At 70.1% G+C, this 12,111-nt stretch carries 11 protein-coding genes; all 11 read left to right on the forward strand.

Annotation, left to right across the window (positions count from 1 at the left end):
• Positions 1–435 precede the first annotated feature (435 nt).
• The 11 genes from HW445_RS07105 (at position 436) to HW445_RS07155 (ending at position 11,745) form a co-directional block, all read left to right on the forward strand.
• Positions 436–657 carry a hypothetical protein gene (locus HW445_RS07105; RefSeq protein ID WP_180220172.1) on the forward strand — a complete coding sequence of 74 codons (222 nt, stop codon included), beginning with the start codon at positions 436–438 and terminating at the stop codon, positions 655–657.
• 371 nt (positions 658–1,028) lie between these two features.
• On the forward strand, positions 1,029–1,772 hold the full coding sequence (locus tag HW445_RS07110) for a DUF4097 family beta strand repeat-containing protein (RefSeq protein WP_308798548.1): 744 nt from the start codon (positions 1,029–1,031) through the stop codon (positions 1,770–1,772).
• Positions 1,773–2,026: 254 nt separating this feature from the next.
• A complete protein-coding gene (locus HW445_RS07115) occupies positions 2,027–2,767 on the forward strand; it encodes an IclR family transcriptional regulator (RefSeq protein ID WP_180220174.1) in 741 nt (246 codons plus the stop codon).
• A gap of 204 nt (positions 2,768–2,971) precedes the next feature.
• Positions 2,972–5,065: a hydantoinase/oxoprolinase family protein gene (locus HW445_RS07120; RefSeq protein WP_180220175.1), complete on the forward strand. Its 2,094-nt coding sequence runs from the start codon at positions 2,972–2,974 to the stop codon at positions 5,063–5,065.
• Positions 5,066–5,079: 14 nt separating this feature from the next.
• Positions 5,080–6,843 carry a hydantoinase B/oxoprolinase family protein gene (locus HW445_RS07125; protein WP_180220176.1) on the forward strand — a complete coding sequence of 588 codons (1,764 nt, stop codon included), beginning with the start codon at positions 5,080–5,082 and terminating at the stop codon, positions 6,841–6,843.
• 28 nt (positions 6,844–6,871) lie between these two features.
• Entirely contained in the window at positions 6,872–7,738 is an 867-nt protein-coding gene (locus HW445_RS07130; RefSeq protein ID WP_180220177.1) for a hypothetical protein, read from the forward strand.
• A 13-nt stretch (positions 7,739–7,751) separates the two neighbouring features.
• Positions 7,752–8,078: an extradiol ring-cleavage dioxygenase gene (locus HW445_RS07135; protein ID WP_180220178.1), complete on the forward strand. Its 327-nt coding sequence runs from the start codon at positions 7,752–7,754 to the stop codon at positions 8,076–8,078.
• Complete coding sequence (locus HW445_RS07140; protein ID WP_180220179.1) at positions 8,075–9,046, forward strand: acetamidase/formamidase family protein; 972 nt, start codon at positions 8,075–8,077, stop codon at positions 9,044–9,046. The genes HW445_RS07135 and HW445_RS07140 overlap by 4 nt, the downstream gene beginning before the upstream one ends.
• A 70-nt stretch (positions 9,047–9,116) precedes the next feature.
• On the forward strand, positions 9,117–9,986 hold the full coding sequence (locus HW445_RS07145; RefSeq protein WP_180220180.1) for an alpha/beta fold hydrolase: 870 nt from the start codon (positions 9,117–9,119) through the stop codon (positions 9,984–9,986).
• 234 nt (positions 9,987–10,220) lie between these two features.
• Positions 10,221–11,189, forward strand: coding sequence for an acetylxylan esterase (locus HW445_RS07150; RefSeq protein WP_180220181.1), 969 nt, complete (start codon positions 10,221–10,223; stop codon positions 11,187–11,189).
• 109 nt (positions 11,190–11,298) lie between these two features.
• Positions 11,299–11,745, forward strand: coding sequence for a hypothetical protein (locus HW445_RS07155; protein ID WP_180220182.1), 447 nt, complete (start codon positions 11,299–11,301; stop codon positions 11,743–11,745).
• Positions 11,746–12,111 lie beyond the last annotated feature (366 nt).

Here is a 12,111-nt window from a genome sequence, read left to right on the forward strand (position 1 = left end):
CTGACTGACGCCTGGCTGGGCTGTCCTCGCGTAGTCCTGCCCGGCCACCGGCGCCTGTTCGCATGGCTCCGGCCGGGCGGAACATGACCTGATGGGAGCTTGACCAAAAGCCCCTCAATGCCTGTCTGCGCCACCCGGCCAGGGCCTATCCTCCGGCCAGGAAGGCATCACCAGCATGACAGCAGTGCTCGCGCATGACACAGCTGGGCAGAGCGTGTTCGGCGGGGTCGACCCCATGACGACACCGTCCACGCTGCAGTGATCAGCGACAACGGCGGCCGCCTCGCGGACGCCGAGTTCCCGACCACGGCTGCTGGGTGCTCCGCCGCTCTGAAGTTGACCGCGCACGGCCGTGTCCTGACCCATCGACGGCCCATGCGTTTGCAGAGGCACTGGAAGAGACGGAGCCGCCGTCCAGGTCCTGAGAGTCTCAGCGTGATCAAGACATGCGTCCCGCGCAGGTCCGCCAAGCAGCGACTCCGCTGCCCGTCTCAGCCGAACCTGAACCCAAGATCCGGACCATTCCCGGACCAGCGACCGGCCACGGGCGACACGAACGCCTGTTTCTCCTGGTCAATGGCCCTGCCGTGCCTGTACCACCAGCAGACGAAGAACCTCCTGGTGTCCTACTCCGCCAAGGAGGTCGGGCTCTTCTGAGAGCCTGGAAGAAGGGTGTCTGACCTGCAGGAATGCCGGTCAGAAACCCTTCCGTCCACGACGACGTCCCGATACCCGGTCGCCTGAAGCTGTGTGGCGAAGGCCGGTTCGGCCTGGGGCTCGTCGACCGGGTCCCCAGGGGTGTTGGGGACCACCGCCGCCGCGCGTCAGGGGAACGGTGCTTCCGGGAAGAAGTGCCCGTCACCCGGATCAACGGCACCGCGTCGCGCCTGCGACGAGATGGTGTGCTGCTCATCCGTCGCGGGCATACGCGCCCCATGACGCCATCGCCGAGCAGCGTGCGCAGCTCCCACCAAGGGCCGGGCCTCCGTCACGGCCGCCGCGCGGCCTGGGCCGGGTGCGCTCTTCTCGTGCTTCTCACTCTGCCGGCGTGTGACCGCGACGGGGGTGACGGGCCGTGGCCCGGGGCCGCCGGGGGTGCGCGCGGAGACCTGTTCGAGAGGGCCTCTCTGGCGGACGGCAGCCGTCTCCTCGTCACCACCGAGGGCGGCGTGCGGATCGTCGGGACGGACGACGAGAGCGTCCGGGTGGACGAGGCGACCCCCGCCCGCTGGGACCTGGACGCGGCCACCCCCACGCTCGACCTGCTCTGCGATCAGGGTGACAAGCGGACCGAGGACAACTGCGGCGGCATGCGACTCGTCCATGTGCCCGCCGGCATCACGCTCACCGTGCGGGCCCGCAACGCCGGCATCGAGGTCGACGGGGTGCACGGCGAACTGACCCTGAGCACCGTCAACGGCGACGTCACCGTGCACGACTCGGGTACGGAAGGCGCCAGCCAGCACCTGGTGACCCGCAACGGCAGCGTCCGCGCCAGCGGCCTCGCCGCCGACGGCGTGAGCGCCGAGACGGTCAACGGCGACGTCGACCTGCTGTGCACGACCGCGCCGGCAGCGCTCGACGGCGTGACGCGCAACGGCTCCGTGCGCGTGACCCTCCCGGCCGGCGCCCCGCCCTACAAGACCGATGCGAGCACCGTCAACGGGCGGACGGTCGTGGACGTCCCCGCTCCCACCGCGGGCTCCGCCGACCACCCGCGCCGACTGACCCTGCGCACCGTGAACGGCGACACCGAGGTACACCGGGGGTGAAGGACGGGCCGCCGAGGACAGCCCTGATCCCCGTGGCTCGATACGAGACCGGCGCCCGTCCCGCCCGCGTACCGGTCGGCCGGTGCCGGTTGGCCTGACCGCATGCGTGTCACCAGGGAGCTGCCGGCGCTCGCCGCCGGCGAGGTGGACGTGCCCTTCATGAGTCAGAGGGCTGACCCGGCCGGCCCTCCTCACTCGACGACCCAAGCCTCGCACCCCCGTATCCTGTCGATCATGTGGGCAAGGGCTGCGGCATGATCGACGGGCTTGAGCGGGCCGTGCGGATCCTGGATCTCTTCTCCTCCGACGCTCCCGAGCGGACAGTCAGCGAGGTGTGCCGCGCGCTCGACCTCCCCAAGACGACGACCTGGGACCACATGCAGTCCATGGTCGCGCTCGGCCTGCTGCGCCGCACGGGACGTGGCCGCTACCGGCTCGGCTGGCGCGCCTTCCAGCTCGGCCTGCGCGCGCGGATGACCTCGGAGATCTCCGAGCCTGCCTGGGTGGAGATGCGGGCCCTGGTCGCCGCCCACCAGCAGACCGTCCAGCTGTCGTCGCGGCATCACAACGAGGTCGTCTATCTGGAGAAGCTCGCGCCCCACGACGGGGTGCGGGTCAACGCGACCCGGGTCGGCGAACGCCTGCCGGCGCACTGCACGGCACCCGGCAAGATGCTGCTGGCCTACCTCTCCCCCCGCGAACTGCGCGACATCTACGGCCACGACGCGCTGACCTCTCTCACGGATCGTTCCCTCACCACGCTCCCGGCGCTGGAGGCGGAGCTGACCACGGTGCGCGAACGCGGGTACGCCCTGGACGCCGAGGAGGCGGTCGAGGGCGTGTGCTGTGTCGCGGCACCGGTCAGCAACCGGCACGGCGACATCACGTGGGCGCTGAGCATGAGCTTCGCCGGGCACCGGCTGTCCACGCACGGGGATACGTACGCGCGCGCCGTGGTCGAGGCGGCTCGGCGGCTCTCCGAGCGCGCCCCGTAGGCCCTGACCACCCCTGTTCGGCTGAGCCGAACAGTTCGTTGTCGGTACATGTACGAGGCACTACGGTCCAGGAAACGCTGCGCCTTCCAGTAAATCTCGAATTCGGTTCGCACCGGCCGCGTCATTCACGCATTTCACTGTTGCGTCAATGCACCGCGCCCCCTCCTGCGCGCCCGTTCGGTTCACGGCAATGGAGTTTCCTCAATGACGAAAGCAAGCGACAAGGCGAGTCGGCGGATCGGAATAGACATCGGCGGCACGTTCACCGATCTCTTCGTTGTCGAAGGGAATGGCGAATCCCGGATCTACAAGTCTCCGACCACCCCGCACGATCCGTCCGTCGGCCTGCTGAACGGCCTGACCAAAGCCGCCGACAGTTTCGGGGAGTCGCTCGAGGACTTCCTCGGCGCGGTGTCCACGATCGTGCACGGCACGACGATCGCCACCAACGCCGTGCTGACGCACCAGGGAGCGAAGACCGGCTTCGTCACGACGCACGGCTTCCGCGATCTGCTGAACATGCGCCGCGGCATCCGCGAGCGGCAGAACGACTCCAAGTACGCGCCGCCGCTCCCCCTCGTCCCCCGGGAGCTCATCGCCACGGTCCGCGAACGCGTCGACGTGTCCGGCAACGAGATCGTGGCGCTCCACGAGGAGGACGTGCGCGCGGCGGCGCGGTATTTCCGTGAGCAGGGCGTCGAGGCGGTCGCCGTCTCCTATCTGTGGTCCTTCGTGGACGCCGCTCACGAGCAGCGCACCGCGGAAATCCTGCGCGAGGAACTCCCCGGCGTATTCGTCACGATATCCAGCGACGTGGTGCCCCAGATCCGCGCCTACGAAAGGCACAGCACCACGGTGCTGAACGCTTTCGTCGGACCCAAGCTGCAGAACTACCTGGCGAACATCGAACGCCAGCTGGCGGACCGGGGCTTTTCGGGGACGCTGCTCATCGTGCAGTCCAACGGCGGTGTGATGTCGCCGGAGATCGCCAGCAATTCGGCGGTCAACGCGCTCATGTCGGGACCGGCGGCGGCACCCGGCGCGGCCCTCCAGTACGCCCGTCGGCACGGCGCCGAGGACGTCATCGCCGTCGACATGGGAGGCACCAGCTTCGACGTCGCCCTGGTGCGCGGCGGGGAGTCGCTGCTCACGGGCGACAGCGAGATCGCCGGATACCGGGTCGCCCTGCCCATGCTGGACATCCACACGGTGGGCGCGGGCGGTGGTTCGCTGGTGTGGGTGGACTCGGGAGGCATCCTCCGGGTCGGCCCGCAGAGCGCCACCGCCAACCCGGGCCCCGCCTGCTACGGCCGCGGCGGCGAGAACCCCACCACCACCGACGCCGACCTCCTCATGGGCTACCTGAACCCGGACATGTTCGGGGACGGCGCCTTCACCCTGGACGTCGAGGCCGCGCGCAGGGCCGTCGAGGAGAAGGTCGCGAAGCCGCTCGGCCTCTCGGTCACCGAGGCGGTCGAGGGCATCTACCGCGTCGTGAACGCGACCATGGCCGAGGCCGTCAGCGCCGTGTCGGTCAAGCGTGGTGTCGATCCCCGCGAGTTCACCGTGGTGGTCGCGGGCGGCGCGGGGCCGATCCACGCCGTGCCGATCGCACAGGAACTGGGCATCAACCGCATCATCGTGCCGCGCGAGTCGTCGGTGTTCTGCGCCGTCGGCACGCTCCTGACCGACCTCAAGCACCTGTACGCGCGCACCTTCGTCTCCGACATGGACACTCTGGACCTGGACCGGGTCGGCGAGCTGTACCGCGAGATGCGGGACGAGGCCGTCGGGACGCTGCGCTCGGAGAACGTCGCGGACGACGCGATCGACCTGGTCTTCAGCGCCGACGTGCGCTACATCGGCCAGTTCACCGAGATCGAGGTCCCCCTGGCCTTCGACGGCGAGCTCACCCAGGAGTCGCTCAAGCAGCTGGTCGGCGACTTCGAGGCGAAGCACGAGGCGCTCAACGGATACGCCATGCCCGGCGAGCCCACCGAACTCATCAACGTACGCCTCACCTCCCTCGGCCGTACGGCCAAGCCCGCCCTCGCCGACGAACCTTCGGCGGGCACGGACCCGAGCCCCGCCCGCAAGGGCGCCCGCGACGCGATCTTCTCCGGCCGCACCGTCCGCACCGACGTCTACGACGGCCTCGCCCTGCGCCGCGACAACCGCGTCGTCGGCCCCGCGATCATCGAGCAGCCCACGACCACCGTCGTCCTCGTCGAGGGCTACGTCATGACGGTGGACGCGCAGGGCAATTACGTCATCGAACCGGCGAACCAGCCGGCCTGAAGGGAATCGAACAGATGACACAGCAGACGACGCAGACGCAGCCCACGGCCAATCCCATCCTCGTCGCCGTGATCGGCAGCGCCCTGGACGGCATCACCGGTGAGATGGGGCAGACGATGCTGCGCACCTCGCGGTCGCCCATCTTCGTCGAGGCCCGCGACTTCGCCACCTCCCTCTTCAGCGCGGACTGCCGGCTGCTCGCCCAGACCCACTACATCCCGGTCATCGGCGGGGCGACGCCGTTCGCCCTGCGCGCCATCGCCGAGTTCTTCGGCGACGACGTGCACGACGGCGACATCTTCATCCACAACGATCCGTTCAACGGCGGCTCGCACCTGCCTGACATCACCATCGCCCGGCCGGTCTTCTGGGAGGGCGAACTTGTCTTCTGGGCCACGACCAAGGGGCACAACGCCGATGTCGGCGGTGGCGGCGTCGTCGGGTTCAACCCCGCAGCGCGCGACGTCCAGGAGGAGGGCATCGTCATCCCGCCGACCCGCGTCGTCGCCAAGGGTGAACTGCGGCGGGACGCCTGGGAGCTGATCCTCTCCAACGTGCGGATGCGCGCCCTGGTGGAGAGTGTGCTGAACTGCCAGATCGGCGCCACCGCCATCGGTGAACGCCGCCTCAAGGGCCTCCTGGAGAAGTACGGTCCCCGGACCATCGGCGCCGCCACCGACGAACTGCTGCGGGCGAGCGCACGCCAGGTCCGCGCCGAGATCGCCGCGATTCCCGACGGCGAGTACAGCGCCGACGCGCTGCTCGACAACGACGGCATCGACAGGGACCGCTCGTACCGGGTCGCCCTGACGATCAGGGTCGAGGGCGAGCATCTCACCTTCGACTTCAGCGAGAGCGACGAGCAGGCCAAGGGCTTCATCAACAGCACGATCGCCAACACGGTCTCCTCGGCCCACCTGGCCCTCTTCGGGTGCATCGACCCGGACATCCGCTACAACGACGGTGCGATCGAGCCGATCGACGTGATCGCCCCGGCCGGCTCCCTCACCCATCCGCACGCCCCGGCGCCCGTCGCCGCCTGTACCGTCCCGACGTGCGAGGCCATCGCCTCGGCGGTCTGGGTGGCCCTCTCCCAGGCCGTGCCGAGCCGCGCGCACGCCGGCTGGGCCCGCTGGTGCACGCCCGCCACGATGGGCATGAACCCGCGCACCGGACGCCACTTCGGCGATCTGCACTTCCTGGGCAAGGGCGGCAGCGGGGCCACCGAGGGCTTCGACGGCTGGGACCACCTCTCCCCGTCGAACACCCTGGGCGGTCTGCGCGCCCCGGACCCCGAGCTGCACGAACTGGACACCCCGTACCTGCTGGAGGAGCTCGAGTACCTCCCCGACAGCGCGGGTGGCGGTCAGTGGCGCGGCGGTCTCGGCGTGCGCTACCGGTGGCGCGTCCTGGCCGACGGCATCGCCTGCGCCACGTACGGCAGTGGCTTCATGCCCGAGACGGCTCCCGTGGGCCTCCTCGGCGGACGGCCCGGCATCGTCCAGCGCCTGACCCTCACTCGCGCCGGCGCCGAGCCCGTCGAGATGGACTCCAACTCCTTCTACACCCTCGACAAGGGCGACGTCGTCGAGGTGATCGCGAGCGGTGGCGGCGGGTTCGGAGATCCGCGGCTGCGCCCCGCCGAGCTGGTGCTGCGCGACGTCCGCGAAGGCGTCGTCTCGGTCGACGCGGCCCGCACCGTCTACGGCGTCGCCATCGACACGGACACCCTCGCCGTCCGCGAGGACGAGACCCGCGAACTGCGCGCCACCGCCTGACCCACAGACCGACGAAGGAAGACTCACCATGGCCCACATCAGCCTCGCCGTGGCAGCGAGCCACGCTCCCGGCCTGATCGGCATGTTCGACCAGGCGCCCGAAGCGTCGCAGCAGATGGTCACCTCCGCCTACGGCTCCCTGGCCCGGCAGATCCGCGAGACCGAGCTCGACGTGATCCTCATGGTGGCCAACGACCACATGGCCAACAACCGCATCCGCACGTACCCGGACTTCGTGGTCGGCATGGCGCCCGAGCACCGCGGCCCGGCCGAGTTCTTCAAGGACTGGCTGGGGTGCGGGGAGTACCGGATACCGGGGCGCCCGGACGTCGCGGAGAAGGTCCTCAACGGCCTGAACCGGCGCGGCGTTCCGGTGTCGGCGACCCGCGACAACCTCAACTTCGACGACAACGTCTCGGTGCCCGTGGTCAAGACCGGGATCGAGGCGAGCGGCGTCCCGATCGTGCCCATTCTCCAGAACGTCACGGTCCCGCCCTTCCCCGACCAGCACCGCTGCTACGAGATCGGCCGGCAGCTCGCCGACCTCATCGAGCACGACCTGCCGTCCGATCTGCGCGTCGGCCTCTTCGCCACCGGCGGCATGAGCCACGAGCCCGGCGGCGTACGGGACTTCTGGATCGACGAGGAGTTCGACAACTGGTTCCTCGGCCTGCTCGCCGACGGCGACCACGAGAAGGTGCTGGCCGAAGTCACCCTGGAGCGGCTTGACCAGGCCGGGATCGGCGGCACCGGGGAGCTGCTGAGCTGGATCCTCGTCATGGGCGCGATCGGTGAGCGGCCCTGCGACGTCCTCGGCTACACCGCCTGGGACAAGTGGCGTTGCGGCATCGGCGCCGTCAGCTGGGACATGACGCCGGCGCCGGCCGGGCGCTGAGAAGGGGATCACCATGAGTCTGGAAAGCATCAACCGGGCCCTGGTCTCGCACGACCTGGTGCAGGACCTGAAGTGGAACGCCGACCTCCGCGAGGAGTTCGTCAAGGACGAGGCGGCCGTGCTCGACCGCTACGAACTGACCGGGGCCGAGCGCACCGCCATCGAGGAGCGGGACTTCCGCACCCTGTACGACCTGGGGTTCCACCCCTACCTCGGGGCGCAGTTCGCCAGGATCCTGTTCGCCAACAACAAGTCCGGCGCCACCAGCGCCGTCCAGCACCTGCTGGCCTCGATCCGTCGTGAGCCGCTGCCGGGTCACGCCGAGGCGGGTGACGCGTGACGCGGGAGAACACCCCGTCCACGGCCGGGGGAGGTCGTGTCCACGACCTCCCCGCCGGTCCCGGGACCGTCCGGGTCGGGGTGATCGACCCCGCCGCGCCGCCGGTGCTCTCGATCGACTCCGGCGACGAGATCACGCTGTCGACCTGGGGCCACTGGGGCAACCGCGTCACCCCGGACACGGTCATGGAGGACTTCCCGGCCCTCCGGGCGGCCTTCCCCGACGCCCTGGGACCGCACTCCCTCACCGGCCCCGTCCAGGTGCGCGGGGCCCGTCCCGGTGACGCCTTGGTGGTGGACGTGCTGGCGCTGACGCCCGCGGCCCACGGTTTCAACCTGGTCGTGGCCGAGCCCCGGGGCCGGGGCGTCCTGCGGGACCGGTTCCCCAAGGGCACGATCCGCCACTTCGCCCTGGACCGCGCCACGATGACCACCACGCTCGGCGGCAAGGTGCGCGTGCCCCTCAAGCCGTTCCTGGGCATCATGGGCGTCGCCCCGGCCGAGGACGGTCCCCGCAGCACGGTGGAACCCGGCCGCTTCGGCGGCAACATGGACCTCTCCGCCCTCGTCGTGGGCGCACGTCTGAAGCTCCCCGTCTTCCGGGACGGCGCCGGCTTCTACTGCGGTGACGGCCACGCGGTCCAGGGCGACGGTGAGGTGAACCAGACCGCCATCGAGACCGGCATGGACCACGTCCGGTTGCGGTTCACGCTGGAGCGGGGGGCGCGGCTGCGGACTCCCCGGGCCGAGACGGAGACCCACTTCATCTCCACCGGCTTCGGGGAGAACCTCGAGGACGCCGCGCATGACGCGGTCGACGACCTCGTGAACTGGCTGACCGAGGAAGGACTGAGCCCGGACGAGGCGTACAGCCTCTGCTCCATCGCCGCGGACGTCCGCGTGACCCAGATGGTGAACAACGTCGTGGGCGTGCACGCCGTCATCGAGAAGCTCACCCGCCGGCCGTGACCGGCGCCCCGGCCGTCGCGGTACGTCCGTCGCGCACCACGGGGAAAGCGACAAGGAAAGGAACGCCGACATGACCACCGTCGAGATCCCGGACTACCGGACCGACTCTTTCTTCGGTCTCGAAGACCAGTGGTTGCCCACCGCCGACGGTGAGCTCACCCACTACCACGAGGTCGGTGAAGGAACGCCGCTCCTCTTCCTGCACGGCTCGGGCACCGGGGTCACCGCCGCCGCGAACTGGTGGTTGAACCTGCCGCACCTCGCGCGGCACGGCCGTTGCATCGCCGTCGACTCCATGGGCTACGGACAGACCGTCGTGGCACCGGGCACCGAGTACGGCATCCGGGAGTGGGGACGGCACGCGCTGCGCGTGCTCGACGCGCTGGGCATCGACAAGACCTGGATCGTCGGCAACTCGATCGGCGGCTGGGTCGCCCTGCAACTCGCCATCGACGCACCGGAACGCATCCTGGGCATCGTCTCGATGGGCACGGGAGGCGCGAAGAGGACCGCGGCGCTGGCGGGCCACGCCACGCCCGAGCTGTCCCCGGCCGGCATCCGTCGCACGCTCGAACAGTTCGTCGTGGACAAGGAGTTGGTCACCGACGAATTGGTGGAGCTGCGCTACCGGGCGGCCTTGAACGACAGCGCGTCGAGCCGCCTGAAGGAGGTCGTGGCGGCCCGCGACCGGGACCGGGACGCGTTGCCGCTCGACCTCGGCGCCCTGGCGGAACTGGACCTCCCTGTGCTGCTGATCCACGGCATGCAGGACGTGGTCATCCCGGTCTCACGGACCTGGGAACTCCTGCACGCCGTCCCGCACGCCGACGCGCACCTCTTCAGCCGGTGCGGGCACTGGTCCCAGGTGGAACGCGCCGACGAGTTCAACGAGATCGTGGGGCAATACCTGCTCAGGCACGGGAGTCGTGGTCAGGTCTGAACGAGCCCTGCCGGGCGCGAAACCGGTCGTTCGCCGACCGAGGCACGGCGGCGGCGCCGGACTGCTGGGTGCGCCCGGGGGATCCGGGCCGTGCCCCCGGCATCAAGATCCGGACCACGGTCGCGGGGTACCAGGTGATTCCGTGCGTGCGCGGGGTGTTCGGGACTCTGGCGGGCCGTACGTGCTGCCCCGTACGGTGTGATCGATCATCCTCTAGACCGAAGGCGGTCCTGCATGGCCCTGTTCGACCTCTCCCTCGACGAACTCCGGGAGTATCACAGCGACTCGGTCGCCCCCGAAGACTTCGACGCCTTCTGGGCCAAGACGCTCCAAGAGGCGCGCTCATACGACCTGGACGCGTGCTTCGAGCCGGTCGACGCAGGACTGTCGACGGTCCGGCTGTACGACGTGACGTTCGCCGGGTTCGGCGGTCACCCGGTGAAGGGCTGGCTGCGGCTGCCGGTGAACGCCGAGGAACCGGCACCCCTGGTGGTGGAGTTCAAGGGCTACGGCGGCGGGCGCGGTCTCCCGCATGAGGACCTGCTGTGGGCATCCAGCGGCCGGGCGCACTTCGTGATGGACACCCGGGGGCAGGGCAGCGGCTGGGGCGGCGGGGGCAGCACCCCCGATCCGGTGGGAAGCGCTCCGGCGTACCCCGGCTTCATGACCCGGGGCATCGACGCCCCGGAGAACTACTACTACCGGCGGGTGTTCACCGATGCCGTGCGAGCCGTCGAGGCCGCCCGCTCGCACCCGCTGACCGACGCCTCGCGGACCGTGGCCGTCGGCGGGAGCCAGGGCGGCGGCATCACCATCGCCGTGGGCGGCCTGGTGCCGGACCTGGTCGCGGTGGCGCCGGACGTGCCGTTCCTGTGCGACTTCCCCCGCGCCACGGTGCTGACGGACCGGCACCCGTACCGAGAGGTGGGCCTCTACCTCAGGACGCACCGCGGCCGCACCGAGGAGGCCTTGCGTACGCTGTCGTACTTCGACGCCGTCCACTTCGCCGCCCGCGGCCGTGCACCCGCGCTGTTCTCGGCGGCGCTGGAGGACCAGACCTGCCCGCCGTCGACCGTCTTCGCGGCGTTCAACGCCTGGGCCGGCTCCGACAAGACCATCGAGGTCTACGACTTCAACGACCACGAGGGCGGCGGCCCCCACCACGAAGCGGCCAAGCTGCGCTGGCTGCGGTCGTACGCCTGACGCCACCGACGCGACGCGGAGGGCCGCTCGCACCCCTCTCACTCGCTCACGCTCGGCCCCTCCGCGGCTCCTCGCCCTGCTTCCGCCGTCGACGTCGTCCACCCCGGACGTGCCACCGGAATCGCGCGACCACGACCCGTACGGGACGGGACATGGTTCTACGCCACACGCAAACGCCCCGGCCAGCGCCGAGGAAGAGACGTTCCGCCCCTACTTCGACGACATCACCGATCACGTGTGGCTCGCGGCCCGCCTGACCGACCCCCCGAGCCAGGGGTCTCCCTTCTACGTGACCCCGCACCCCGACCGGACACCGACCCTGACCGCCCGCGTCCAGCGGCACATTGCCACTTTCGAACTCGGCAAGCTGTACGCCGCCCAGGTCGGTACCGAACTCGGCGCCCTCAACGATTACCTGAGAGACAAGCCGTACAAGGCCATCGCCGACGAGCTCCGGCACCGCGCCGCCAGCTACGGCACCCGCAACTCCTGGCAGGCCGCCGCCCTCTGCCGGGCCCTGGCCGCAAGCCTTGGTACGTCAGCTCCGGATACCTGAACGCATGGGACACGTGAGCCTGTCATCTACCCCGGTGCAGTGCACCACCAGCTGGCCCGGAAGCACCGGGCATCTGCGCGTCCCCCTCTCCCACGGCCCGTCACTGTCCGTAGCCCGAGCCCGCGGCAGGACATGAGGGGATCGGGGACGTACCCGGTGCGCGAGTTGCCGCTACCTTTCCCGGCCTAGGTGAATCGTGCTACGAGGCCGGTCCCTCCGGTGGCGTCTCGGCTCTCACGCTGCGGTACCACGACGGCCGGCTGTGGAGATCACCCCGCGGGAGCGACCGTTCCCTGGTGGCCGACACCGGCCGGGGTACATTCCCTGTTCACCTCACAGCCACCGGGAATTCTCTGTTTTTTGCCT

This window comes from Streptomyces sp. UH6, from assembly GCF_013421635.1.
GTDB classification, from domain to species: Bacteria; Actinomycetota; Actinomycetes; order Streptomycetales; family Streptomycetaceae; genus Streptomyces; species Streptomyces abyssomicinicus.